24 protein-coding genes are annotated in these 25,633 nt (G+C 68.8%); 17 read left to right on the top strand and 7 right to left on the bottom strand.

Annotation, left to right across the window (positions count from 1 at the left end):
- Positions 1-65 precede the first annotated feature (65 nt).
- Both CV_RS05470 and parE read left to right on the top strand, forming a co-directional pair.
- Positions 66-590, top strand: a complete 525-nt coding sequence (locus CV_RS05470; protein ID WP_011134667.1) for an RNA pyrophosphohydrolase — start codon at positions 66-68, stop codon at positions 588-590.
- A gap of 114 nt (positions 591-704) precedes the next feature.
- Positions 705-2,672 (top strand): DNA topoisomerase IV subunit B, encoded by a 1,968-nt coding sequence (gene parE, locus CV_RS05475; protein ID WP_011134668.1) that lies wholly within the window; start codon positions 705-707, stop codon positions 2,670-2,672.
- A gap of 64 nt (positions 2,673-2,736) precedes the next feature.
- On the opposite strand, the gene CV_RS05480 is transcribed toward parE, so the two are convergent.
- Both CV_RS05480 and CV_RS05485 read right to left on the bottom strand, forming a co-directional pair.
- Complete coding sequence (locus CV_RS05480; RefSeq protein ID WP_080508924.1) at positions 2,737-3,450, bottom strand: substrate-binding periplasmic protein; 714 nt, start codon at positions 3,448-3,450, stop codon at positions 2,737-2,739.
- Positions 3,451-3,517: 67 nt separating this feature from the next.
- Positions 3,518-4,114, bottom strand: coding sequence for a short chain dehydrogenase (locus CV_RS05485; RefSeq protein WP_011134670.1), 597 nt, complete (start codon positions 4,112-4,114; stop codon positions 3,518-3,520).
- Between the two features lie 122 nt (positions 4,115-4,236).
- Here CV_RS05485 and CV_RS05490 point away from each other — a divergent pair, with 122 nt between their 5' ends.
- The 4 genes from CV_RS05490 (at position 4,237) to CV_RS05505 (ending at position 7,129) form a co-directional block, all read left to right on the top strand.
- Complete coding sequence (locus CV_RS05490; RefSeq protein WP_220468526.1) at positions 4,237-5,103, top strand: LysR family transcriptional regulator; 867 nt, start codon at positions 4,237-4,239, stop codon at positions 5,101-5,103.
- A gap of 68 nt (positions 5,104-5,171) precedes the next feature.
- Positions 5,172-5,729, top strand: a complete 558-nt coding sequence (locus CV_RS05495; protein WP_011134672.1) for a chromate transporter — start codon at positions 5,172-5,174, stop codon at positions 5,727-5,729.
- Positions 5,726-6,241, top strand: coding sequence for a chromate transporter (locus CV_RS05500; protein ID WP_011134673.1), 516 nt, complete (start codon positions 5,726-5,728; stop codon positions 6,239-6,241). Before CV_RS05495 ends, CV_RS05500 begins: the two co-directional genes overlap by 4 nt.
- Before the next feature lie 42 nt (positions 6,242-6,283).
- Positions 6,284-7,129 carry a substrate-binding periplasmic protein gene (locus tag CV_RS05505; RefSeq protein ID WP_011134674.1) on the top strand — a complete coding sequence of 282 codons (846 nt, stop codon included), beginning with the start codon at positions 6,284-6,286 and terminating at the stop codon, positions 7,127-7,129.
- 133 nt (positions 7,130-7,262) lie between these two features.
- On the opposite strand, the gene fumC is transcribed toward CV_RS05505, so the two are convergent.
- The gene (gene fumC / locus CV_RS05510) at positions 7,263-8,648 is read right to left on the bottom strand and encodes a class II fumarate hydratase (RefSeq protein ID WP_011134675.1); all 1,386 of its coding nucleotides are present in this window, start codon (positions 8,646-8,648) and stop codon (positions 7,263-7,265) included.
- Positions 8,649-8,796: 148 nt separating this feature from the next.
- Between fumC and acnA the strand changes: the two genes are divergently transcribed.
- The 8 genes from acnA to CV_RS05550 all read left to right on the top strand — a co-directional run bounded on the left by acnA (position 8,797) and on the right by CV_RS05550 (position 19,081).
- Positions 8,797-11,469 carry an aconitate hydratase AcnA gene (acnA, locus tag CV_RS05515; protein ID WP_011134676.1) on the top strand — a complete coding sequence of 891 codons (2,673 nt, stop codon included), beginning with the start codon at positions 8,797-8,799 and terminating at the stop codon, positions 11,467-11,469.
- A gap of 116 nt (positions 11,470-11,585) precedes the next feature.
- On the top strand, positions 11,586-12,653 hold the full coding sequence (gene hemE / locus CV_RS05520; RefSeq protein ID WP_043595575.1) for a uroporphyrinogen decarboxylase: 1,068 nt from the start codon (positions 11,586-11,588) through the stop codon (positions 12,651-12,653).
- A 507-nt stretch (positions 12,654-13,160) separates the two neighbouring features.
- Entirely contained in the window at positions 13,161-15,344 is a 2,184-nt protein-coding gene (locus CV_RS05525) for a primosomal protein N' (RefSeq protein WP_011134679.1), read from the top strand.
- Between the two features lie 11 nt (positions 15,345-15,355).
- Positions 15,356-16,747 (top strand): D-alanyl-D-alanine carboxypeptidase/D-alanyl-D-alanine endopeptidase, encoded by a 1,392-nt coding sequence (dacB, locus tag CV_RS05530; protein WP_011134680.1) that lies wholly within the window; start codon positions 15,356-15,358, stop codon positions 16,745-16,747.
- A 50-nt stretch (positions 16,748-16,797) separates the two neighbouring features.
- Positions 16,798-17,055, top strand: a complete 258-nt coding sequence (gene grxC, locus CV_RS05535; protein ID WP_011134681.1) for a glutaredoxin 3 — start codon at positions 16,798-16,800, stop codon at positions 17,053-17,055.
- Positions 17,056-17,162: 107 nt separating this feature from the next.
- Entirely contained in the window at positions 17,163-17,615 is a 453-nt protein-coding gene (secB, locus tag CV_RS05540; RefSeq protein WP_011134682.1) for a protein-export chaperone SecB, read from the top strand.
- A gap of 8 nt (positions 17,616-17,623) precedes the next feature.
- The gene (locus CV_RS05545) at positions 17,624-18,067 is read left to right on the top strand and encodes an SH3 domain-containing protein (RefSeq protein ID WP_011134683.1); all 444 of its coding nucleotides are present in this window, start codon (positions 17,624-17,626) and stop codon (positions 18,065-18,067) included.
- A 9-nt stretch (positions 18,068-18,076) separates the two neighbouring features.
- Positions 18,077-19,081, top strand: a complete 1,005-nt coding sequence (locus CV_RS05550) for an NAD(P)H-dependent glycerol-3-phosphate dehydrogenase (RefSeq protein WP_011134684.1) — start codon at positions 18,077-18,079, stop codon at positions 19,079-19,081.
- Positions 19,082-19,155: 74 nt separating this feature from the next.
- Here the strand turns inward: CV_RS05550 and folE are convergent, their stop codons facing one another.
- The 4 genes from folE to CV_RS05570 all read right to left on the bottom strand — a co-directional run bounded on the left by folE (position 19,156) and on the right by CV_RS05570 (position 23,946).
- Complete coding sequence (folE, locus tag CV_RS05555) at positions 19,156-19,776, bottom strand: GTP cyclohydrolase I FolE (RefSeq protein ID WP_011134685.1); 621 nt, start codon at positions 19,774-19,776, stop codon at positions 19,156-19,158.
- A 197-nt stretch (positions 19,777-19,973) separates the two neighbouring features.
- Positions 19,974-21,698: a DUF4153 domain-containing protein gene (locus CV_RS05560; protein WP_011134686.1), complete on the bottom strand. Its 1,725-nt coding sequence runs from the start codon at positions 21,696-21,698 to the stop codon at positions 19,974-19,976.
- 55 nt (positions 21,699-21,753) lie between these two features.
- The gene (locus tag CV_RS05565) at positions 21,754-22,935 is read right to left on the bottom strand and encodes an FAD-dependent monooxygenase (protein WP_011134687.1); all 1,182 of its coding nucleotides are present in this window, start codon (positions 22,933-22,935) and stop codon (positions 21,754-21,756) included.
- Between the two features lie 45 nt (positions 22,936-22,980).
- A complete protein-coding gene (locus CV_RS05570; protein WP_011134688.1) occupies positions 22,981-23,946 on the bottom strand; it encodes a LysR family transcriptional regulator in 966 nt (321 codons plus the stop codon).
- Positions 23,947-24,042: 96 nt separating this feature from the next.
- Here CV_RS05570 and CV_RS23770 point away from each other — a divergent pair, with 96 nt between their 5' ends.
- From CV_RS23770 to CV_RS05580, 3 genes are all read left to right on the top strand, one after another.
- Positions 24,043-24,180, top strand: a complete 138-nt coding sequence (locus tag CV_RS23770) for a hypothetical protein (RefSeq protein WP_155295408.1) — start codon at positions 24,043-24,045, stop codon at positions 24,178-24,180.
- Entirely contained in the window at positions 24,177-24,599 is a 423-nt protein-coding gene (locus tag CV_RS05575; protein WP_011134689.1) for an ester cyclase, read from the top strand. Before CV_RS23770 ends, CV_RS05575 begins: the two co-directional genes overlap by 4 nt.
- Before the next feature lie 89 nt (positions 24,600-24,688).
- On the top strand, positions 24,689-25,552 hold the full coding sequence (locus CV_RS05580; RefSeq protein WP_011134690.1) for a DMT family transporter: 864 nt from the start codon (positions 24,689-24,691) through the stop codon (positions 25,550-25,552).
- The last annotated feature ends 81 nt before the right edge of the window (positions 25,553-25,633 follow it).

Raw genomic sequence — 25,633 nt, forward strand, 5'->3', positions numbered from 1 at the left:
GCGCGTGGCAAGGAGGCCTGAAATGTGCAAAAATTCCGGTAACTAACGAATTGCAGGTTTTTTCCATGCTGGACCGGGACGGATACCGCCCAAACGTCGGAATCATCCTCACCAACGCTAAAAACGAGGTGTTCTGGGGCAAGCGCGTGCGCGAGCATTCCTGGCAGTTCCCGCAAGGCGGCATCAAGCCGGGCGAAAGCCCCGAAGCCGCGATGTACCGCGAACTGCTGGAAGAGGTGGGTTTGCTGCCTCAGCACGTGAAGATCCTGGGACGCACCCGCGACTGGCTGCGTTACGAGGTGCCGACCAATTGGGTTCGCCGCGAATGGCGCGGCAGTTACAAGGGCCAGAAGCAGATCTGGTTCCTGCTCAGGCTGGTGGGGCGGGACAGCGACGTCTGTCTGCGCGCCACCAATCATCCGGAGTTCGACGGCTGGCGCTGGAACGACTACTGGGCGCCGGTGGACGCGGTGATCGAGTTCAAGCGTGACGTCTACGAGCGCGCGCTGTCCGAGCTGGCGCGCTTCATGCGAGGGGTGGAAAGCCACCACGCGTACTTGGCGCGCACCTCCACCCAGAGCGAGCAGTGAGCGGCGGCAGGATTGTTTACAGTACAGCGACGGCGGGCGATGCCCGCTGTCTTCATTTGTGCCGCCCGTCGCGGGCGGCGTCGACGTGACGCGCCGACAGGGCAAGACCAGAACATGACTCAACAACAATACGACGAATCCTCGGTACGGGTGCTGAAAGGGCTGGAGCCGGTGAAAGAGCGGCCCGGCATGTACACCCGCACCACCGACCCCACCCACATCTGCCAGGAAGTGATAGACAACGCCGCCGACGAGGCGCTGGGCGGCTTCGCGCGCAAGATCGCCGTCACCGTGCATCAGGACGGCTCGCTGAGCGTCGAGGACGACGGCCGGGGCATTCCGGTGGGTTTGCATCCGCAGGAAGGCGTGCCGGTGGTGGAGCTGGTGTATACCCGCCTGCACGCCGGCGGCAAGTTCAACAAGAAGGATGGCGGCGCCTACGCCTTCTCCGGCGGCCTGCACGGTGTCGGCGTGTCGGTGACCAACGCGCTGTCCACCCGGCTGGAAGTGGAAGTGAAGCGCGAGGGCGGCGTGCACCGGCTGGTGTTTTCCGGCGGCGACGTGATCGAGCCGCTGGCCCGCGTGGGCGACTGCGGTCCGCGCACCAGCGGCACCCGCGTGCGGGTGTGGCCGGATGGCAAGTATTTCGAGAGTCCGCGCTATTCGATGCAGGAGCTGGAGCGCCTGCTGCGCGCCAAGGCGGTGCTGCTGCCCGGCGTGGCGGTCACGCTGACGGTGGAAAAGCCCAGCGGCGACGAAGTGAAGGCGTGGCAGTATCCGGACGGCCTGAAGAGCTACCTGGCCGAGCTGTGCAACGGCGACGAGCCGGTGGCGCCGCTGTTCGCCGGCGAAGCCTATATCGGCGACGACCACGAGCAGTTCGCCAAGGGCGAGGGCGCGCAGTGGGCGATGGCCTGGTTCGAGGACGGCGCCAGCGGCGAGAGCTACGTCAACCTGATCCCGACGCCGGTGGGCGGCACCCACGAGGCCGGTCTGCGTGCCGGCGTCTACGACGCGGTGAAGAGCTTCATCGACCACCACAACCTGCTGCCGCGCGGCGTCAAGCTGATGGCCGAGGACGTGTGGAGCCGCGTGCGCTTCGTGCTGTCCGCCCGCGTGCTGGACCCGCAGTTCCAGGGCCAGACCAAGGACAAGCTGACCAGCCGCGACGCGCTGAAGCTGATCTCCGGCCTCGCCCGCGACCCGGTGGAGCTGTGGCTGAACCAGCATGTGGAAGCCGGCAAGAAGATCGCCGAGCTGGCCATCCGCCAGGCGCAGAGCCGGCTGAAGTCGGTCAAGAAGGTGGAAAAGAAGAAAGGGTCCGGCGTCGCGGTGCTGCCCGGCAAGCTCACCGACTGCGAGAGCGAGGACATCGAGCGCAACGAGCTGTTCCTGGTGGAGGGCGATTCCGCCGGCGGCTCGGCCAAGCTGGCGCGCGACAAGGAATACCAGGCCATCCTGCCGCTGCGCGGCAAGGTATTGAACAGTTGGGAGACCGACCGCGACCAACTGTTCTCCAATGCCGAAATCCACGACATCGCGGTGGCGATAGGCGTCGACCCGCACGGCCCGAACGATGATCCGGACCTGTCCGGCCAGCGCTACGGCAAGATCGCCATCCTGTCCGACGCCGACGTCGACGGCTCCCACATCCAGGTGCTGCTGCTGACGCTGTTCTTCCGCCATTTCCCTCGGCTGGTGGAAAACGGCAACATCTACATCGCCCAGCCGCCGCTGTTCCGCGTCGACGTGCCCGGTCAGGGCAAGACCCGGCCGCCGCGCAAGCTGTACGCGCTGGACGAAGGCGAGATGAGCGCCATCCTCGACCGCCTGCGCAGCGAGGGCGTGCGCGAGAACGCGTGGAGCATCTCCCGCTTCAAGGGCCTGGGCGAGATGAACCCGGAGCAGTTGAAGGACACCACGATGAACCCGGACACCCGCCGCCTGGTCAGGGTGCAGGTGCGTCCCGGCATGCTGCAGGAAACGCTGGACATGTTCGTGATGCTGATGGGCAAGGGCGAGGCGTCCAGCCGCCGCGGCTGGATGGAGGCCAAGGGCAACGAGGTGGAAGCCGACATCTGATCCGGCTGGATCCGCGAGTTCGACGACCCCGTCCGCCTGCGAAGGCCGGCGGGGTTTTTCATGGTCAGTCGAAAATGGACAGCAGCTCCGCCATCTTGGCCTTTCCGGCGGAGGACTGGCAGGCGGCCTTGATTTTCTCCAACGCCGCAGCGTCATGCGCCAGCGGATGGGCGCGCGACACGTACACCGCCATCGGCTCGCGGCTGACCGGCAGTTCCGCCCAGCGGTCGGCCGGCACGGACAGGCCGCGCAGCACGCGGCCGCAGCCTGGGCGCACGCACATCATCGCATCCAGCCGGCCGATGCGCAGCATGCCCAGCCCCTGGCGCATGTCGTTGACCAATACCGCTTCCGCGCCGCTCTGGGCGATGAATCCATCTAGCGTATGGGTGCCGCGCAGAATGCCCACCGGCCGCGCTCGCAGATTGGCGGCCTTCGGCGCGCGCTCGTCTTGCCGGTAGACTATGGACAGCCTGATGTCGGTCGGGCGGCATAGTTCCAGTGCGAAGACGTCGCGCTCCGGAGACGCGGTGATCAGCGCCAATGCGTCTCGTCCCGCTTTCAGCTCCTCCACCAGCCGCGGCAGCGGGCGGGTGTTCTGCTGTAACTGCAGGCCGCTTTGCTCCGCCAGCCAGCGCAGGAAGCGCGGTGTCAGGCCGTCGCCGCTGACGGCGTCGCCCCAGGGCTCTATCGCCTGGCTGTATGCCGGGATCGGTTCGGCATGGAGAAGGAGCGGGCATAGCAGCAACGCCAGCCCGCCCAGCAACTTGTTCATCATCCGGCTCCCGCGGCAGGAGCGTGTCCGAGAAGGGCGGCGGACAACGCTTGCTGCAGTATAGCCGGGCTTACCAGACGGTCAGCGTCTGGCCGTTGGTGATGCCTTCCACGCTGCGCACGTAGGCCAGCGCCGCGCGCGAGGCCGGCACCGGCTCGAAGCCGGGGAAGAAGGGCGCGTAGCCGTCCCACGATTCTTGCAGCGCGTTGGGGCTGACCACGTTGATGCGGCGGTCGCGGCCCAGCTCCAGCGCGGCGGCGGCGGCGAAGCCCTCCAGCGCGCGATTCACCGCGGTGGCGTTGGCGCCCTGGCGGATGGGCTGGGCGCTGATGATGCCGCTGGTCAGCGTGATCGAGCCGCCGTCGTTCAGATAGTGCTGGCCGGTCAGCGCCAGGTCGATCTGACCCAGCAGCTTGTCGTTCAGGCCGATGCGGAAATCGGCGGCGGTCATCTCCGCCAGCGGGGCGAAGTGCACGCTGCCGGCGGCGCTGACGATGGCGTCGAGCCGGCCTGCCTGCTCGAACATCCGCTGCACGCTGGCGCTGTCGGTGATGTCGACGCGCAGATCGCCGCTGCCGCGGCCGGCGGTGATGACTTGATGGTGGGACAAGGCTTGATGCACGGCGCGGCCCAGCGTGCCGCTGGCGCCTACGAGCAGGATCTTCATGCGTGTTCTCCGTTGCGGGTTGCGATGTCCACAGTGTGCATGGATTCCCTGTGTTGATTAATCCGCTATGATGAACAAGATTAATAATCTGGAGTTTTTAATCTGTGGATCGCCTGCTCAGCATGGAGTTATTCGTCGCGGTGGTGGAGAAAGGCAGCTTCACCGCCGCGGCCGACGCCCACCGGCTGTCCCAGCCCATGGTCGGCAAGCATATCGCCGCGCTGGAACAAAGGCTGGGCGGCAAGCTGCTGGTGCGCACCACCCGCCGCCAGCAATTGACCGAGCTGGGCCAGCATTACTATCAGCGCTGCCGCGCCATCCTGGCCGAACTGGCGGCCGCCGAGGACGCCGCCGCGCTGTTGCGGGCGCAGCCGCGCGGCGTGCTGAGGGTCAACGCCTCCATCACTTTCGGCACGCTGCGCCTGGCGCCGCTGCTGGCCGAGTTCATGGCGCGCTGGCCGGACATCGGCGTGGAGCTGGAACTCAGCGATCAACTGGCGGACCTGGTGGCCGACGGCTACGACGCGGTGTTCCGCATCGGCCGTCTGGCCGATTCCGGCATGGTGGCGCGGCGCTTGCGGCCGTACCGGATGATGATCGCCGCGTCGCCGGCCTACCTGGCCGCGCGCGGCACGCCGGCGACGCCGGCAGACTTGGCGGATCACGACTGCCTGGGCTTCAGCCGCTGGCGGCGCGACGACGGCTGGGAGGCGCTGGCGCAGCTGCATGGGGTGCGGATGCGCGCCAGCCGCTTCCAGTGCAATCAGGGCCAGGCCTTGCGCCAGCTGGCGCTGTCCGGCGCCGGCATCGCGCTGCAGGCGGAAGCGCTGCTGGCGGAGGATGTGGCGGCAGGTAGGCTGGTGTCGCTGCTGGACGGCTATTTGCCCGACCCCAAGCCCATGCACCTGATCTACCCGGCCGATCGCCAGCCCTTGCCGAAACTGCGGGTTTTCGTCGATTTCATCGTCGAACGGCTGGGCGAGCTGTGAGGTCCGGTGACCGCCCCTGTCAGAAATTCTCGTTTGTATCGCCCGCTTGCGGCGAGTAGTGTCAAGGCATGAATCGCGATCTGATCCTTCCCAGCCGGCGCGAATTGTTCGCCGGCTTCTTCTCCATCGGCGTCAGCGGCTTCGGCGGCGTGCTGCCGCAGGCGCACAGCATGCTGGTGCTGCGGCGGCGCTGGCTGTCCGAGGCCGACTTCGCCGAGCAGCTGGGGCTGTGCCAGGTGCTGCCCGGGCCGAATATCGTCAATATGGCGGTGTCGATAGGCGCGCGCTTCCACGGGCCGTCCGGCGCGCTGGTCGCGGTGTGCGGCCTCCTGTTGGCGCCCATGGTCATCGTGCTGCTGCTGGCCGCGGCCTATGGACGCTACCGGCAGCTGCCGCTGGTCGAACACGTGATGCACGGCCTGGCGGCGGCGGCGGCCGGCCTGTTGCTGGCGATGGCGCTGCGGCTGCTGTCCAGGCTGGAGCGGCGCTGGTGGAGCGCGCTGGTGGTGTGCGCCACCTTCGCCGCCATCGCGGTGTTCCGCCTGCCCTTGCTGTGGGTGTTGCTGGCTTCCGCGCCGTCGGCGCTGGCGCTGGCCTGGCTAAGCCGGGAGAGGAGGGCGACATGATCCTGCTGGTGCTGCTGTGGCATTTCTGCCTGATGTCGCTGCTGGCGGTGGGCGGCGCCAACGTGCTGCTGCCCGAGCTGCAGCGGCTGGTGGTGGCCGAGGGCTGGATGAGCGCCGGCCAGTTCGCCGAGCTGTTCGCCATCGCCCAGGCCGCGCCGGGGCCCAATGTGCTGGTGGTCAGCCTGGTGGGCTGGCATGTGGCCGGCGTTGCCGGCGCGCTGGTCAGCATGCTGGGGATGTGTCTGCCGTCGTCGCTGCTGAGCTTCTACGTTTCCCGCTGGTGGGATGCCAACCAGGGCGGGGAGCTGGCCAGGCTGCTGTCGCGCGCCCTGCTGCCGTTGACGGTGGGCCTGGTGGGGGCCAGCGCCTGCCTGCTGCTGCAGGCGGCCAACCGCGACCTCGCCGGCTGGGCGTTGAGCGCGGTGGTGGCGCTGCTGGCGTGGAAGCGCAACTGGAATCCGCTGTGGCTGCTGCTGCTGGGTGGGGCGGCCGGGGGCTTGGGCTGGCTGTGAGGCGTTGCCATAATGGCCTTAGCGCTTACATAAAGGCAAAACATGGCGAGATTGCTGCGGACTTGGCTGCTGTGCCTGAGCTGCGCGTGCGCGCAGGCGGCCGGCGTCCAGATTCACTATGCGCTGGTGTCCGGCGACAACGATCCGCACTGGCCCTATGTCCAGGGGCTGCTGCAGCTGGCCTGCAGCCAGATGGCCCAACGCTGCGAACTGCTGTCCGCGCGCGACATGAACCAGGGCCGGGCGATGGAGCAGATGCTGCGGCCGGACGGCCAGGTGGACCTGTTCTGGGGCATGACCAGCCGCGAGCGCGAGCAAAAGCTGCTAACGGTGCGGATTCCGCTGGACAAGGGACTGATAGGCTGGCGGGTGCCGCTGATTGCCGCCGACCGGCCCGATCTGCTCAAGGATGTGAAGAGCATCCGCCAGCTGGCGGCCTTCCGCGCCGGGCAGGGGCAGGACTGGCCCGATACCCGGATTCTGCGCGAGGCCGGCCTGCCGGTGGTCACCAGCGCCGACTATCCCAATCTGTTTTCCATGCTGCGCCAACGCCGCTACGACTACTTTCCCCGCAGCGTGATCGAGGTCAGGCAGGAGCTGGAGTCGCCGAACAGCAAGGGGCTGATGCTGGATCCGCACCTGCTGCTGCATTATCCCACCGCTTTCTATTTCTTCGTCAGCCCCAAGCGGCCGGAACTGGCGCGCATGCTGCAGCAGGGACTGGAGAAGAGCGTGGCCGACGGCAGCTTCGATCAGCTGTTCCGCGCGTTCAACGACGAGCATCTGCGCGGCCTGAAATTGTCCGGCCGCGCCATCATCGAATTGCCCAATCCATTGCTGCCCGAGGCCACGCCGCTGTCGCGGCGCGAGCTGTGGTTTCATCCCTGACGCCGCCGTTTCCGGCGATCGTGGTTTGGGGACCGCCGCGCGGATGACGGCTTGACTCGCCTGGGCTGCCCGACGGGAGACCGGCCCGGCAGGGCCATCGGCTCCCGTCTTCCCGTCCGGCAGGGCCCGCCGCTCACACCATGTCTTCCGGCCGCACCCAGGCGTCGAACTGCTCGGCGCTCAGGTGGCCCAGCGCCAGCGCCGCCTCGCGCAGCGTGGTGCCGTGGCGATGGGCGTGTTTGGCGATGGCGGCCGCCTTGTCGTAGCCGATGTGCGGGTTCAGCGCGGTGACCAGCATCAGCGAGCGCGCCATCAGTTCGGCGATGCGCGCGCGGTTGGCTTCCATGCCGTCCACGCAGTGCTCGCGCAGGCTGTCCATGCCGTCTGCCAGCAGCCGCGCGCTTTGCAGGAAGTTGTGCGCGATCAGCGGCTTGAACACGTTCAGTTCGAAATTGCCGGACGCGGCGCCGATGGCCAGCGCCGCGTCGTTGCCCAGCACCTGGCAGCACAGCATGGTCATCGCTTCGCACTGGGTGGGGTTGACCTTGCCCGGCATGATGGAGCTGCCCGGCTCGTTCTCCGGCAGCGACAGCTCGCCCAGGCCGCTGCGCGGGCCGGAAGCCAGCCAGCGGATGTCGTTGGCGATCTTCATCAGCGCGGCGGCCAGCGTTTTCAGCGCGCCGTGGGCGAACACGAGCGGCTCGTGGCCGGCCAGCGCGGCGAATTTGTTGCCGGCGCTTTCGAATGGCAGGCCGCTTTGCTCGGCCAGGCGCGCCGCCACCGCGGCGCCGAAGCTTGGATCGGTGTTGAGGCCGGTGCCCACCGCGGTGCCGCCGACCGCCAGCTGGCACAGCATGGGCAGCGCCGCGCGCACCGCCTGTTCGGACAGCGCCAGTTGCGCCGCCCAGCCGGAGATCTCCTGGCCCAGCGTCAGCGGCGTGGCGTCCTGCAGATGGGTGCGGCCTATCTTGACGACGTCGGCGAAGGCTTCGGCTTTGGATTCGAGCGCGTGGCGCAGCAGATCCAGCGACGGCAGCAGCCGTTCCTTGACCTGCGTGGCGGCGGCGACGTGCATCGCGGTGGGGAAGATGTCGTTGGACGACTGGCCGAGATTGACGTCGTCGTTGGGATGGACCAGCCGGCCCGGCCCGCGCCGGCCGCCCAGCAGCTCCGACGCGCGGTTGGCCAGCACCTCGTTCATATTCATATTGCTCTGGGTGCCGGAGCCGGTCTGCCACACCGACAGCGGAAACTCGCCGTCGTGTCGGCCCGCCAGCACCTCGTCGGCCGCGCCGGCGATGGCGGCGGCCTTGGCGTCGTCCAGCTTGCCCAGCCCGCGGTTGGCCTCGGCGCAGGCGCGCTTGACCCGAGCCAGCGCCAGGATCAGCTCCGGCGGCATCTTCTCGCTGGAAATGCGGAAATGCGCCAGCGAGCGCTGGGTCTGCGCCCCCCACAGCGCAGCGGCGGGGACGTCGATCGGACCGAAGGTGTCGGTTTCGCTGCGTACGGTTTTCGTCATGCCATCATCCTTTTCGGGTCGAACTTGCGCCGGCGGGGCCGGTCCTAATCTATCCTGACGCAGGATGTCAGATTCTGGCGGCGGACGCCTTCCCATCCGCCCTTTGCGGCCCCGCCGGCCGAGCGGCCGGCGCTCACCGGAGTTCACCATGTCCCTGCTTGCCCAAGATAGTTTGCGAGATTTCCAACTGGCGTCCGGCCACCGCGTCCGCTTCCATTCGCTGCCGGCGCTGGCCGAGCTCGGCGTCGGCGATGTCGGCCGGCTGCCGGTGTCGCTGCGCATCGTGCTGGAGTCTCTGCTGCGCAAGCTGGACGGTCAGCGTATTACCGAAGCCCATGTGCGGCAACTGGCCGGCTGGCAGCCCAGGGCCGAACGCAGCGAGGAAATCCCCTTCGTGGTCGCCCGCATCGTGCTGCAGGACTTCACCGGCGTGCCGCTGCTGTGCGACCTGGCGGCGATGCGCGGCGCCGCCGCCCGTTTCGGCAAGCCGCCGTCGGCGGTGGAGCCGCTGGTGCCGGTGGATCTGGTGGTCGACCACTCGGTGCAGGTCGACCATTTCCGCGAGGCGGGGGCGCTGGATCTGAACATGAAGCTGGAGTTCCAGCGCAACGCCGAGCGCTACCGCTTCATCAAGTGGGGGATGCAGGCCTTCGACACCTTCAAGGTGGTACCGCCGGGCATCGGCATCGTCCACCAGGTGAACCTGGAATACCTGGCGCGCGGCGTGCAGCGCGACGGCGACGTCTATTATCCGGACACGCTGGTCGGCACCGACTCGCACACCACGATGATCAATGCGCTGGGCGTGGTCGGCTGGGGCGTCGGCGGCATCGAGGCCGAGGCCGGCATGCTGGGCCAGCCGGTGTATTTCCTGACGCCGGACGTGGTGGGCATGCACCTGAAGGGAAAGCTGGCCGCCGGCGTCACCGCCACCGACCTGGTGCTGGCGGTGACCGAGCGGCTGCGCCAGGCCAAGGTGGTCGGCAAGTTCGTCGAATTCTTCGGCGAGGGCGCGGCCTCGCTGACGCTGCCGGACCGCGCGACGCTGGCCAATATGGCGCCGGAGTATGGCGCGACCATGGGCTTCTTCCCGCCGGACGAGCGCGCCGCCGACTACCTGGCCGCCACCGGCCGCAGCGCCGAGGAGGTGGACGCCTTCCGCCGCTACTTCCAGGCGCAGAAGCTGTTCGGCATGCCGCGGGAAGGCGACATCGATTACAGCGAGACGCTGACGCTGGACCTGGCGTCCGTCGTGCCCAGCGTCGCCGGCCCGCGCCGGCCGCAAGACCGCATCGCGCTGACGGAGCTGAAGCCGCGCTTCGGCGAGCTGCTGCAGACGCCGGCCGCCGCCGGCGGCTATGGCAAGGCGGCCGGCGGGGCCGCCGCGAAAGGCTTGACGCACGGCTCGGTGCTGATCGCCGCGATCACCTCCTGCACCAATACCTCCAACCCCGGCGTGATGCTGGCCGCCGGCCTGCTGGCGCAGAAGGCCGCCGCGCGCGGGCTGACGGTGGCGCCGCATATCAAGACCTCGCTGGCGCCGGGTTCTCGCGTGGTCACCGATTACCTGGCCAAGGCCGGGCTGCTGCCGGCGCTGGAGCAACTCGGCTTCGGCGTGGTCGCCTACGGCTGCACCACCTGTATCGGCAACGCCGGCCCGCTGGCGCCGGAGATCGAATCGGCCATCGCCGCCGGCGATCTGGTATGCGCGTCGGTGCTGTCCGGCAACCGCAATTTCGAGGCGCGCATCCATCCGGCGATCAAGGCCAATTTCCTGATGAGCCCGCCGCTGGTGGTGGCGTTCGCCATCGCCGGCCGCGTCGACATCGACCTGGCGCGCGAGCCGCTGGGCGAGGGCGCGGACGGCCAGCCGGTATTCCTGCGCGACGTCTGGCCCAGCCTGGACGAAGTGGGCGCGGCGCTGGCGCAGACCGCCGATCCGGAAACCTACCGCAAGCTGTACCGGGACCTGGCCGACGCCAATCCGCTGTGGGCCGGCATCCAGGCGGCGGGCGGCGAGGTGTACGGCTGGGAGCCGTCCAGCTACATCGCCGAGCCGCCGTTCTTCGCCGATTTCGCGCTGCAGCCGTCCACCGCCCAGCCGGTGCGCGGCGCGCGGGCGCTGGCCATCTTCGGCGACTCGGTCACCACCGACCACATCAGCCCGGCGGGATCGATCCAGCCCTCGTCGCCGGCCGGGCTGTATCTGCAAGCGCAAGGCATCAAGCCGGTCGATTTCAACAGCTACGGCTCGCGCCGCGGCCACCACGAGGTGATGATGCGCGGCACTTTCGCCAATGTCCGCATCCGCAACCTGATGCTGCCGCCCGACGCCGACGGCCGGCCGGTGGAAGGCGGCCTGACGCTGCGCCAGCCGGACGGCGAGCGGCTGTCCATCTACGACGCGGCGATGGCCTACCAGGCCGAGGGCACGCCGACGGTGATCTTCGCCGGCGCGGAATACGGCACCGGCTCCAGCCGCGACTGGGCGGCCAAGGGCACGCGGCTGTTGGGCGTGCGCGCGGTGATCGCCAGGAGCTTCGAACGGATACACCGCTCCAACCTGGTGGGCATGGGCGTGCTGCCCTTGCAGTTCCGGGACGGCGACAGCGCCGCCGGCCTCACCGGCGACGAGACTTTCGATCTGGAAGGGCTGGACGGCGAACTGCGGCCGCGGCAGGACGCGACGCTGGTGATCAGAAGCCCGGGCGGCGCGGAGCGGCGCCTGGCGCTGACGCTGCGCATCGACACGCCGGTGGAGGTCGACTACTACCGCCACGGCGGCATTCTGCCCTATGTGCTGAGGCAGATCTTGTCCTGACGGCGCCTGGAAGGATGGAAGGACGGTCGGCTTTTGCGGCCGTTTTCATTTGTCCGCGCCGGCGGCAGGGTCGGCTGGGATATAATGCCCGCTGATTTCCATAGCCGCGTGACGCCATGACCCAGCTGAAAAACGATACCTTCCTGCGGGCCCTGCTGAAGGAGCCGGTCGAATACACCCCGATCTGGATGATGCGCCAGGCCGGCCGCTACCTGCCGGAATACCGCGCCACCCGCGCCCGCGCCGGCAGCTTCATGGGCCTGTGTACCAGCCCCGATTACGCCACCGAGGTGACGCTGCAGCCGCTGGACCGTTTCCCGCTGGACGCGGCCATCCTGTTTTCCGACATCCTGACCGTGCCGGACGCGATGGGCCTGGGCCTGTACTTCGCCGAGGGCGAGGGGCCGAAGTTCCAGCGCCCGCTGCGCGACGAGGCGGCGATCCGCGCGCTGGCGCCGGCCGACATGGGCAAGCTGCAGTATGTGTTCGACGCGGTGGCCAGCATCCGCAAGGCGCTGGACGGCCGCGTGCCGCTGATCGGCTTCTCCGGCAGCCCGTTCACGCTGGCCTGCTACATGGTGGAGGGCGGCGGCTCCGACGACTTCCGCCACGTCAAGGCGATGCTGTACAGCCGGCCCGAGCTGCTGCATCACATCCTGGAGGCGAACACCCAGTCGGTGATCGCCTACCTGAACGCGCAGATCGACGCCGGCGCGCAGGCGGTGCAGATCTTCGACACCTGGGGCGGCGCGCTCAGCCATGCCGCCTACCGTGAGTTCTCTCTCGCCTACATGCAGCGCATCGTCGCCGGCCTCAAGCGCGAGGCGGATGGCCGCCGGGTGCCGGTGATCGTGTTCACCAAGGGCGGCGGCCAGTGGCTGGAGGACATCGCCGCCATCGGCGCCGACTGCGTGGGCCTGGACTGGACCACCGACATTGGCCAGGCGCGCGCCCGCGTCGGCGCCAAGGTGGCGCTGCAGGGCAATTTCGATCCCAACGCCTTGTTCGCCGAACCGGCCGCGATCGAGCGCGAAGTGGAGCGCATTCTGCAGAGCTACGGCCAGGGCAGCGGCCACGTGTTCAATCTGGGGCACGGCATCTCGCAATTCGCCGACCCGGCCCACGCCGGGGCGCTGGTGGAGGCGGTCCATCGCCTGTCGCGCGACTATCACGGCGCGGCGTGACGCGCCGATCCGGGGCGGTTGTCCAGGCATGCCGCCCCATGTCGGTGCGTTGTGACTGTCGCTTTGAGCGAAACTGATTAAAAGGCGTTGCTTTTTTAAGGTTTTATTAAATTTTCCCTGTTGTAACAGGCGCTTGGGCCAGGGGGTATTCAGCCGCTTGTTATCGTTCGCGTTGCGTAAATGCGCCTGTAGACAATATCGATGCCCGACTCGGGAAAGATGCGGGTTGACAGCCGGCTCGGCTGGTGTTCCGCGAGTTATGCACACTGCCTAGACCCTGGTGGAAAACTTGTCAAGCGCGCGCGTTAAAAAAAATTAATATAAGTAAGTCATTGAAAAATAAGAAGTTTTACATCTGATTAATTTTTGTGCAATCTAGTGGAAACACTGATTTCACGGCTTTTTGCCCGATATCACCATGGTTGTTCACAAAGTTATCCACAAGATCTGTGCACAGCGGATGCAAAGCCTTGTCGCAGCAGGGTTTGCATCTGTCGGGGGGCGATCATGAACGGGCCGGTCCGGATTCAGGTGGCGGTCGATGTGCCCTTGGCAGGAACGTTCAGCTACCTGACTGAATCGTCTGTCATGCCAGGCTCCCGAGTCAGCGTTCCCTTCGGCAATCGCCGGGTTTGTGGCGTCGTGGTCACGCCGATACCGGGGGAGGGTGTGGCCGAGGTCGACGCCGCCAAGTTGCGGCGCATAGACGGCGTGCTGGATGGCCTGCCGCCCCTGCCGGACGATTTCCTGGCGCTGGCGCGTTTCGCGTCCGATTACTACCACCACCCGTTGGGCCAGACGCTGTTCACCGCGCTGCCTACCGGCCTGCGCGAGCCGCGCGACGTCAGCCGGCCCGACCGCCGGCCGTTCGCGCTGACCGCCGCCGGGCTGGCCGAGCCGCCGCCGGCGCGGCAGCGCGCGCGGCTGGCCTTGTGGCAGGCGCTGCAGGATGGGCCCTTGGATTTGGCCGCCGCCAAGGCGGTGACGCCGCAGGCCGGCAAGCTGCTGGCCGACTGGCTGGCCGAGGGCAAGGCCGAGCGCGCGACGCCGGAGAGGCCGCCTTTGCGGTTGGGCGACGCGCCGGCGCTGAACGACGAGCAGCAGGCGGCATTGGACGCGCTCTTGGCGAGCGAGGGTTTCCAGCCCTGGCTGTTGCACGGCGTCACCGGCAGCGGCAAGACCGAGGTCTATCTGCGCCTGATCGCCGAGCAGCTGGCCGCGCGGGCGCAGACGCTGGTGCTGGTGCCGGAAATCAACCTGACGCCGCAGCTGATCAACCGCTTCGCCGACCGCTTTCCCGACAGCCGCATCGTGGTGCAGCACAGCCACCTGGCCGACGGCGAGCGCCTGCACGGCTGGCTGGACGCCTGGCATGGCGACGCCGACGTGGTGATCGGCACCCGGCTGTCGGTGTTCACGCCGCTGCCGCGGCTGGGGCTGATCGTGGTCGACGAGGAGCATGACGGCTCGTTCAAGCAGCAGGACGGCCTGCGCTACCACGCGCGCGACCTGGCGGTGTGGCGCGCGCGCCGCGCCGGCGTCGCCATCGTGCTGGGCTCGGCCACGCCCAGCCTGGAGACGGTGGCCAATGTCGAGGCCGGCCGCTACAAGAGATTGACGCTGAGCCGGCGCGCCCACGGCGCGGCCAGGCTGCCCGAGGTGCGGCTGGTGGACACCCGCCGCAAGAAGTTGGCCGAGGGCCTGTCCGAGCCGGTGCTGGAGGCGCTGCAGGCCCGGCTGGCGCGCAAGGAGATGAGCCTGGTGTTCATCAACCGCCGCGGCTTCGCGCCGGTGGTGGCCTGCAGCGCCTGCGGCTGGACCAGCGGCTGCCCGCATTGCTCGGCCAAGCTGGTGGTGCACCTGATGGAGCGCAAGCTGCGCTGCCACCACTGCGGCTGGGAGGAGCCGGTGCCGCGCGCCTGTCCGGACTGCGGCGATCCCGACATCAAGCCCTTGGGCGAAGGCACGCAGCGGCTGGAGTCGGCGCTGCAGCGCATGCTGCCGGACGCGCGCGTGCTGCGGATAGACCGCGACACCACCAGCCGCAAGGATGCCTGGGACGAGGTGTACCGCAAGGTGCACGGCGGCGAGGTGGACATTCTGGTCGGCACCCAGATGCTGGCCAAGGGCCACGATTTCGGCACCCTGTCGCTGGTGGCGGCGCTGGGGGCCGACGGCGGCCTGTATTCGGCCGACTTCCGCGCATCGGAGCGTCTGTTCGCCCAGTTGATGCAGGTGGCCGGCCGCGCCGGCCGCGCCGACGCGCCGGGCGAGGTGCTGGTGCAGACGCAGTGGCCGGACCATCCGCTGTACCAAGCACTGGTGGCCCACGATTTCGACGGCTACGCGGCCACGCTGCTGACCGAGCGCCGCCAGGCCGGTTTCCCGCCGTCCACCTTCCAGGCGCTGCTGCGCGCCGACAGTCCGGAACTGGCCCGGGCCACCGCCTTCCTGCGCCAGGCGCGCGAGACGCTGGAGCCGTTGGCCGAGGGCGTGCTGATTTCCGGTCCGGCGCCGGCGCTGATGGCCAGGCTGGCCCAGCGCGAGCGCGCGCAACTGGTGCTGGAGTCGCCGCAGCGCGGCGCGCTGCACCGCTTGCTCGATAGCCTGCCGCCGATGCTGGATGGCTTGGCCAAGGCGCATGGGAGGGCCTTGCGCTGGTCGCTGGACGTGGATCCGCAGGAATTATGAGAGGAAACGATATGGCAATCGCGAAGTGGCCGGTCTTGCTGGCGCTGGCCTGCGCGCCGGCGCTCGCGCTGGATCTGCATGGCCTGAAGCCGGATGAGATTGCGGTCTGGGCGGCGCCGGTGGAGGGCGACGCTCCGGCGATAACCCATAGGGCGGACGCGCCGGTGAATCCGGCGTCGACGATGAAGCTGCTGACCGGCTGGGCGGCGCTCAACCGCCTGGGGCCGGATTACCGCTGGAAGACGGCGTTGCTGTCGGCCGCGCCGGTGGAAGGCGGCGCGCTGAAGGGCGATCTGTACTGGCTGGGCGGCGGCGATCCGCGCTTCGACAACGGCGACCTGCTGAGCCTGCTGTACAGTCTGCGGCTGCGCGGCATCCGCCAGCTGGACGGGCGCCTGCTGCTGGACAAGCGCGCCTTCGGCAATGTCGGCGGCGCCGATGATTTCGACGGCGACGCCGGGCGGGCCTTCGTCGTCGGCCCGGATGCCCATCTGACCAATCTGAAGGTCGCCTGGCTGACTTTTTTCAACGACGGACAGGGCGCGCGCGTCGCGCTGGACCCGCCGCTGGCCGGCGTAGAGCTGCGCGCGGCGCTGACGCCGGGCCCGGACCAGCCTTGCGCGGACGTGCGCCGCTTCGTCTCCATCGACAACGATGGCCGCCGGGTGCGCGTGACGGGCAGTCTGCCGCCGGCCTGCGACGGGCAGCGCGCCTACGTCAACGTGCTGGACCACGACGCGTTCGCCGGCCAGGACTTCTCGGCGCTGTGGCAGGCGCTGGGCGGCAGCGGGCCGCTGCGGGTGGCGCGCGGCCGCGCGCCGGACGACGCGCGCGAGCTGGCGTCCTGGCAGTCGCAGCCCTTGGCGGTGGCGCTGTCCGACATCAACAAGTACAGCAACAACACCATGGCGCGCACGCTGTTCCTGACGCTGGGCCGCGCGGCCGGCGGCGAGGATACCGCCGCCGCGGCCGAGCGGGCGCTGCGCGAGGAGCTGAGCCTGCGCGGCATCGCCGACGCCGGCGCGCTGCGGCTGGAGAACGGCTCCGGACTGTCGCGGCGCGAGCGGGTGACGGCCCGGCTGCTGGGCGAGGTGCTGCTGGACGCCGCGCGCGGGCCGTACGCCGGCGAGTTCATCGCCAGCCTGCCGATCGCCGCCACCGACGGCACGCTGAAGAAGCGCTTCGTAGAGCTGGGGCCGCGGCTGCGGATGAAGACCGGCACGCTGAACGACGTCAAGGCGCTGGCCGGCTACTGGCAGGCGGCCGACGGCAGGCGGCTGGCCATCGTCGCCATCGTCAACGGCCCGCGGGCGATGGAGTCGGGCAAGGCGCTGGACGCGGTGGTGGCCGACCTGGCGCTCGCCTTCAACACCGACACGATGCGATCCAGCGCAAAGCGCTGAGCCGCGAACCCGGCTATAATCGTCGGCGATCGAATTTTCAGGCGACAACCATGAAACCGGTAACCATGTACACCACGGCGGTCTGCCCGTACTGCGTGCGCGCCAAGCAGCTGCTGGCCAGCAAGGGCGTGGGCGGCATCAACGAGATCCGCATCGACCTCGACCCGGACGCGCGCGACAAGATGATGGCGCTGACCGGCCGCCGCACCGTGCCGCAGATCTTCATCGGCGACACCCATGTCGGCGGTTGCGACGACCTGGTCGCGCTGAACCAGGCCGGCAAGCTGGACCCGCTGCTGGCTGACTGAGCGGCGGCGTTGCCCCGATTGGCCGCCGCGCGGCTTTCGTGCGATGATGCCCGCCGATGTACCCATAACATTCTGCTGTCATGAGACGGCTTTTTGCGAGAAAGAACATGAGCGAACAACAAGAGCTGCAACCGGCGTTTTCCATCGAAAAAATCTATGTGAAGGACATCTCGCTGGAGGTGCCGAACGCGCCCCAGGTGTTCCTGGAACAAGCTCAGCCGGAAATCGACATGCAGCTGGCCAGCGCCGGCCAGCAGCTGGACGACGGCTTCTTCGAAGTGACCCTGACCGTCACCGTGACCGCCAAGCTGCCGGAAAAAACCATGTTCCTGTGCGAAGTGGCCCAGGCAGGCATCTTCCAGATCCGCAACATCCCGGGCGAAGACCTGGACCCGATCCTGGGCGTGGCTTGCCCGAACATCCTGTTCCCGTACGCGCGCGAGACGGTGTCCAGCGTGGTGAACCGCGCCGGCTTCCCGCCGGTGCTGCTGGCGCCGATCAACTTCGAAGCGCTGTACATGCAGCAGCGCGCGCAGCAAGCCGAAGCCGGCAACGCCTGAGGCTGGCCATGAAGCGTCTCGTTCTGCCGCTGCTGCTGGCATCCGCGTTGGCGGCGTCGTCCGCCCATGCCCTGGAATTCCGTTCGGTCAAGGAAACCGGCGTCGCGCTGTACGAGGCGCCCTCGCTGAGCGCGAAGAAGCTGTTCGCGGTCAGCCGCTATTATCCGGTCGAGGTGCTGCAAAGCCAGAAGGAGTGGGCGCGGGTGCGCGACGCCACCGGCGGCATCGCCTGGATTCCGGCCGCGGCATTGTCCAAGCAGCGCTGGCTGCTGGTGGTGTCGGCCCAGGCCGGCGTGCGCGACCGGGGCGCCGAGGACGGCAAGCTGCTGTTCACCGTGCCCAAGGACGGCGTGCTGGAATTGCAGGAGCCGCCGCAGAACGGCTGGGCCAAGGTCCGCCACCGCGACGGCAGCGTCGGCTATGCTCGTATTACCGACCTCTGGGGCTTGTAAGGATAGGGCATGAAACTGGCGATTCTCGGCGCCGGCGCCTGGGGCAGCGCGCTGGCGATAGCTTTTGCCCGTCACCACCAGGTGACGCTGTGGGCGCGCGACGCCGAACAGATCCGGCAACTGGGCGAGGAGCGGGTCAACCGCCGCTATCTGCCGGATTGTCCGTTTCCGGAGCAGCTGAAGCTGTCGTCCGATCTGGCCGAGGCCGCGCATGACGCCGAGCTGGTGCTGATCGTCACGCCGATGGCGGGGCTGCGGCCGACGCTGAAGGCGTTGACCGCGCTGGATGCGCCGCTGCCGCCCATCCTGTGGGCGTGCAAGGGCTTCGAGGCTGGCTCCAGCCTGCTGCCGCACCAGGTGGCGGAGGAGGAGCTGCCGGCCGATCATCTGTACGGCGCGCTGTCCGGCCCCAGTTTCGCCCGCGAGGTGGCGCAGGGCCTGCCGGCGGCGGTGACCATCGCTTCCGATCACGCCGAGTTCGCCGCCAGCGTCGCGCGCGAGCTGCACAGTCCGCTGCTGCGGCTGTACGCCAACGACGACCTGGTGGGCGTCGAGGTCGGCGGCGCGGTGAAGAACGTGATGGCGATCGCCACCGGCGTCGCCGACGGGCTGGATTTCGGCATGAACGCGCGCGCGGCGCTGATCACCCGCGGGCTGGCCGAGATCACCCGGCTCGCGATGGCGCTGGGCGCCAGCCCGCAGACCATGATGGGCCTGTCCGGCATGGGCGATCTGATCCTCACCTGCACCGGCGCGCTGTCGCGCAACCGCCAGGTGGGCCTGAAGCTGGCCGAGGGCAAGCCCCTGCAGCAGGTGCTGGAGGAGCTGGGCCACGTGGCCGAGGGCGTGGCCACCGCGCGCGAGGTGCTGACCATGGCCGAGCGGCTGCAGGTGGACATGCCGATCACCGCCGCGGTGTGCGGCCTGCTGTACCAGGGCCACGATCCGCAACAAGTGGTGGACGGCCTGCTCAGGCGTTCGCCCAAGTCCGAATCCGGCGGCTTGCTGGATTAGCGCGGCGGACGCCCGCGCAAAAGACATCAAGGCCGCTGCCTTTTACGGGCAGCGGCCTTTTCGCTGTCCGCCGCTCAGCGCTCGATCGCGCGCAGGAACTGGTTGCGGGCTTCCGCGTCGGTTTCGAAGTCGCCGGCGTAGCACTGGGTGATCACCCGTTCGTCGCCGCGCCGGTTTTCCCCCATCAGCAGGCATAGCTGCTCGGCCTCGATCAGGCAGGCGGCGCCGCGCGCCTCGCCGTGCTCGACCAGGGTGCGGGCGATCTCGTGGGTGATCCATTCCTGGTAGGTGTAGCGGTGGCTGATGGCGTCCACCATGCGCGCGATGCGGCCGAAGCCGTGCAGCCGGCCGCCGGGCAGGTAGGCGACGTGGGCGACGCCGCGGAAGGGCAGCAAGTGGTGCGGGCACATGCCGTGCACCGCCAGGCTGCGTATCACCACCATGTCGCGGCGCTCGTCGGCGAAGCCGCTGCCCAGCGCTTCGGCTGGCACGGTGTCGTAGCCGTCCAGCAGGCGCTTCTGCCACAGCTCGCGCACGCGCTGGGCGGTCTTGCCGGTGTGGATGGGATCGATGGCGATGCCGCTGGCGGTCAGCATGTCGGCCACCGCCCGCTCGAAGGCGGCGGCGTCGAACGGGCGGACCCGTTCCAGCGGGCGCTGGCAGGCGGCGTGGTCGTGATCGTCGGTAAAGGACATGGGCGGCTCCGTTGCGGCCGGAGCAAGGGCGTCCGGCCTCGTGTCCCTCATGGTATAGGGACAGGGGCCGGTCTGACGATCAGATTTCGCCCATTTATTTCAAACCCGGCGCATGGCGCGCCGCGCCGACAGGGTTGAGGCGACCGCAACCGATGGCGCGGCAGGCGTTTCGCAGCGCCGGTTATCCTGGGCTGACGTCATTTCTTCGCGCCGGGACACTCGAGCGGCGTGTAGGGATAGCGCGGCCGCAGCCGCAGCCCGCCGGCGTCCAGGTCGGGCAGCTGCGGCGGCAGGGCATGCGCGCCTCCCGCCGCCAGCGCCTCCAGCGGCGCCGGGCACCCGGCGGGAAGGTCGTAGGCGGCGACGAGCGTCCACAGCCCCTGGGCATTCCGCTGGAACAAGGACAGCCGGGCGGGGAGCGGCTCCGCCAGCAGCACCTCCTGCTTGCCGCCGCCGCTGTAATCGCCGACATAGGCATCGCATGCCTCGCGGCCGTCCAGCAGGCAGGACGGCAGCTCTCCGCTTCGTTTGGCGGCTTGCTTCCAGTCCTGGGCTAGGAAGCCGGCCGGCAGCGCGGCCGGGCCGCGCGGACGGACCGCCTGGGCGGGAGGCCTGGGTTTGGCCTTGTCCTCGCTGAGGGCGTCGCTTGCCTTGCGGCGGACGGCGCCGCTGAGGGCGGGATCGTCCCTCAGCCGCAGCAGCGCGGCATGGCCATAGCGCAGCCCGTGGTAGCGCAGGAAATCGAAATCGAAACGCTCGGCGGCCACGCGGCCGGCTTGCAGCCGCGCCAGCTGGCTGGATACCGAGATCCGCGCCGGATCGGCCAGCGGCGTCAGCAAGGCGGCCAACAGCGCGAGCGACAGCCAGGCGGCGCCGATATTGGCGCTGGCCACGCCGGGGAGTCCGGCCTGACGCCGCAGTGCCGTCCAGCCGTAGCCGGCGGCATAGCAGGCGCCCAGGGCGACGAGGCTGGCGGCGAACACCCGGTCCGGCGACCAGCCGTACTGGCCGACGCGCAGCGCCAGCGCATAGGCGGCCAGTGTCTGCAGCGGCGCGAGCAGCAGGCAGGCGGCGCGCAGGCTGAGGGCGATCAGGCGCCCGGGCGTTTCGACGCCGTCCTGGTAGGCGGCGTTCAGCAGGAAGATCAGCAGCCCGCTCGCGCCCAGCAGCAGCGCGGCGGCGTGGCCGGTTTTCCACAGGCTGTCCAGCCCGGTGAAGGGCAGCAGCGCGAGAAAGGCGCCGATCAACAGCACAAGCAGGGGCAGCAGCCAGGACAGCAGGGTCAGCAGCAGCGAGCGCAGGCCCTGGATGATGCCCGGGCGGACGTCGCTCAGGTGCAGGCCGGCCGACAGCGCGAGCGCGCTGGCCGGTATCGCGAATTCGGCTTCTGCTATCAGCCGGCGCAGGCCGTCTATGCCCACCAGCGCGAACAGCTCGGCGCCCAAGTTCAGGACCAGCCAGAACACGCCGACGAACAGGCCGGAGAACATCAGCTGCAGGCCCAGCTTCCAGGCCGCGTCGAAATAGGCGGGATAGGACGCCCGCCAGCGCCGCTCGCCCTCGCCGGCCAGGATCATAGTCCAGGCGATGAACAGCAGCAGGGCGATGCCCAGCGTCGCCAGCGCGCCCGGCGTCAGATCGGAGCGCGCGGCGTGTTCCAGCCCGGCGCGCCAGCGGTCATGCGCGCCGAAGGCGGCGACGGCGATGGCCAGCGCCGCCAGCCATGCCGCCAGCCGGGCGGGACGCAGCGCGCCCAGCCCGGTCTGGTACGGCAAGGGCAGAAACGCAGCCGCCAGCAGCAGCGGAGCGAACAGCAGCGGGTGGAGAGACAGCCAGCCGCCATGATCCGCCGCGCGGTACAGCGCGTATAGCGCGATCCCTTGCAGCAGACCGATGGCGGCGCGAATGCGGAATGTGTTCATGGATAGGCCAGGAGAGGGGGAAGTCCCCCGATCCTAGCATGAAGGGGAGAAACGCTCAGGCGCGCAGCCCCAGCGCGTAGCGTATCGCCTCGCGCTTCAGCGGCCCGGCCTTGTCTGCCAGCCGCAAGCCCAGGCCGCGCAGCAGGCGCAGCGGGCCGATATCGTTGGCAAAGCCGTAGCAGAAGGCGTCCATGCCGGCCTGCATCGCCAGGTTGGCGGGCTTGCGCGCGCGCTGATAGCGCACCAGCGTCTTCCCGCTCGCCCAATCCTCTCCCTTGGCATGGGCGTCCAGAATGGTCCGGGCCAGCATCGCTGCGTCCTGGAAGCCCAGGTTGACGCCCTGGCCTGCCAGCGGGTGGATGGTGTGGGCGGCGTCGCCGGCCAGCGCCACGCCGTCCTTGACGTAGCATTGGGCGTGGCGGCGGGTCAGGCCGAAGCTGCCGCGCGCCGCCAGCTCCCGGATGCCCGGCAGCTTGCGCGGAAACGCTTGGCTGACGGCGGCGATCAGCTCGTCGTCGCCCAGCGTCAGCAAGCGCTTCACCTCTTCGGGCCGGTGGTACCACACCAGGGAGGCCGCGTCGCCGCTTAGCGGCAGGAAGGCCTGCGGGCCGTCCGGCGTGAAGCGCTGCCAGGTGATGTCCTGCTGGCCGCCGTCGATCCGGCAGGACAGGACCAGCGCGTGCATCGGGTAGTCCCAGCCGGTGACGCCGATGCCGGCGGCGTCGCGCACCTGAGAGCGGGCGCCGTCGGCGGCGATCAGCAGCCTGGCTTGCAGCCTGCTGCCGTCCGACAGCGTCAACTGGGAGGCTTGGGGACGGTAGACGATGTCCGACACCACGGCCGGGCAGCGGTAGTCGATGTCGCCCTTGGCCAGCAAGGCCTCGGTGGCGGCCAGCTGCACCACGCGGTTTTCCACGATGTGGCCCAGTTCGGGCACGCCGGCCTCGGCGGCGTCGAACAGCGTGCCGGCGGCCTCGTCCCGCTCCCAGACCTGCATGCGGCGATAGGGCGCGGCGCGCATCGCCAGCGCCTGGCCCCAGGCGCCGATGGTTTGCAGAAAGGCGGCGGAAGCCGGGCTGATCGCCGAGACCCGCAGGTCCGGCGCCTGTTCCGGCGCGAACGGCGCGGGGGCTTCCCGTTCCAGCACAGAGACCGACAGGCCCTTGCCCGAGAGCGCCGCGCCCAGCGCGCTGCCCACCATGCCGCCGCCGACGATGACGATGTCGCGGTGTTCCATTGCATTCTCCTTGTCAGGCCGGCCTTGAGCCGGCGCGAATGGCGCTCATTCTGGCGATGACGGCCGGATGCCGCCTTGGCCTGGATCAATGCCTGCCTCCAGCAAGGCGCGCATCCGTGGCACCACGTGCTGGATGAAGGCCTCGTACTTGCGCGGCAGCGGATGGCGGTAGGGATAGACCAGGTAGACCGGCCAGCAATCGTGGCTCCAGCCCGGCAGCACCGGCACCAGGCGGCCGCTTCTCAGATGCTCGCTGGCGACGTAGGCGGGCAGCAGCGCGACGCCGCTGCCGGCGATGGCGGCGGACAGCAGCGGCGCGTACTGGTGGCTGCTGAGCACCGGCTGCACCCGTACCTGCTTCTGCTGACCGTCCTTTTCCAACAGCCATTCCGGCGTGTCGCGCAGCTTGGGCCGGCTGGTGTCGAGCAGGATGCGGTGCAGCGGCAGGTCGTCGGGCGTGGCGAGCGGCGGCGCCTTGGCCAGGTAGTCCGGCGAGGCGAACGCCCATTCGCGCACCAGGCCCAGCGGCTTGGCCACCAGCGCGTCGTCGTGGACGTTGCGGGTGCGGATGCAGAAATCCAGCCCTTCGGCGATCGGGTCCTGCAGCCGGTTCTCCACCTGCAGCTTCAGTTGCAGGCAGGGGTGCAGCACCGCCAGCTCGGCCAGTATCGGCGCCAGCAGGTATTGGGCGAAGGAGGTGATGGAACTGATCACCAGCGGGCCGCTGACTTCGCCTTCGGCCTCGTTGATGTCGATGCGCGCGCGCTCCAGCAGGCTGCGCAGCTCGCGGGCATGCACGGCCAGCCGCTGGCCGGTTTCGGTCAGCGCCACGCGGCGGGTGTTGCGCAACACCAGCACGGTGCCGAACTGTTTTTCCAGCGCTTTCACCAGTTGGCTGACCCGGCTCTTGGTGCAATCCAGCTCTTCGGCGGCGGCGGTGAAGCTGCCGCGGCGGACCAGCGCGTCGAAGGCGAGCAGGGCCTGGGCATCGGGTAAGTGATCTGTTCTCATTTAATGAACAGTGTGTCATGGGAAATGCGGTTTTTCAATGTTTATTGCCCAGGTAGCATGCGATTCATGATTGATGATTGAACAATGGAGGCGGGGATGAACAGGCTACTGATCGCGTTCCGGCATTGGCTGGACTGGTGGCAGCAAGGCATGGCCATTCATGCCCGGCAGGTCTGCCGCGACGAAATGGAGGCGCTGGAGCGCATCCGCAACCGCATGGAGGAGAGGCCATGAGCAGCGAGGACACCAGGCGCGTGGTGCAAGGCTTTCTGGACGAGGTGCGTTCCGGACGCGATCCGGACGCGGCCGGGCGTTACCTGGCGGCCAGCGTGGCCGCGCACCAGCTGGAGTCGGAAAACCCGCGCACCCTGACGCGCAGCCCGGCCAACTACGCCGAGCATGTGCGCGAGTTCCAGCGCCTGTTCGGCGATTTCACGCTGCGCGTGGACGAATTGCTGGTCGACGGCGACCGCGCCTACGCGCGCTGGACCCAGTTCGGCCGCCATCTGGCCGAGATGGACGGCTACCCGCCCAGCGGCGCGCCGGTCGCGCTGATAGACAGCGCCTGCTACCGGGTGGAAAACGGCAAGATCGTCGAATACTGGATACAGGCGGACAGAATGGGGCTGGCGCCGCAGCTGCGGGCGCGGTGAAGCATCGTTAGACATCCGTCATTCTCTTCTGAAACAATACCGCCTCGACAGGGCCGCGCAGACGGCCCGCTCAATGCCGAGGAGCCGACTTGCCTTATCTCGCCCTGACGCTGGCCATGTTCCTGTGGTCCAGCGCCTTCATCGTCCTGAAGTACGTGTTCCAGTTCTACCATCCGCTGGCGGTGCTGTTCGCGCGCATGGCCATCGCCACGCTGTGCCTGCTGCCGCTGGCGATGGGCGGGCGCATCCGCTGGCGCTACCGCCAGGGCGACTGGCCCTGGCTGCTGGCCATGGGCTTGTGCGAGCCCTGCCTGTATTTCCTGTTCGAGGCCAATGCGCTGATGCATACCAGCGCGTCCCAGGCCGGCGTGATCACCGCCACGCTGCCGATGATGATGGCGGCGGGCGCGGCCGCGTTTCTGCATGAGCGCCAGCCGCGCCAGGTCTGGCTGGGCATCGCGCTGTCCTTCGCCGGCGTGATCTGGCTGAGCATGGACAGCCAGGCCGGTCCGGGCGCGCCGAATCCCCTGCTGGGCAATGCGCTGGAATTCTGCGCGATGGTGTGCGCCAGCGGTTACGTGCTGATCGCCAAGCGCCTGTCCGCCCGCTATTCGCCGCTGGCGCTGACCGGCGTCCAGACGCTGGCCGGCTGCGCCTGGTTCGGACTGGCGATGCTGACGCCCTGGGGCGCGTGGCCGGATGCGCTGCTGCTGGTTCCCAGCCTGTGGGTGCTGTACCTGGGCGCGGCGATCACGCTGGGCGCCTACGGCCTCTACACCTGGGCGGTGTCGCGGATTCCAGTGGCGCGCGCCGGCGCGTTCAACAACCTGATCCCGGTGTTCACCGTCGCCATGGCCTGGCTGCTGCTGGGCGAGACGCCGCAGCCCTGGCAGGGCGCGGCGGGCGCGCTGGTGTTTGCCGGCGTGTGGCTGAGCCAGCGGAGGCCGACGTGAAAGGCGGCTGGCGGCTTTTCCCGTCATGGTCGATGATGCAGAATAGAAACAATTGCGATTGACGTAAGGAATCGAGCATGA

This window comes from Chromobacterium violaceum ATCC 12472, assembly GCF_000007705.1.
In the GTDB taxonomy this organism is placed as follows: Bacteria; Pseudomonadota; Gammaproteobacteria; order Burkholderiales; family Chromobacteriaceae; genus Chromobacterium; species Chromobacterium violaceum.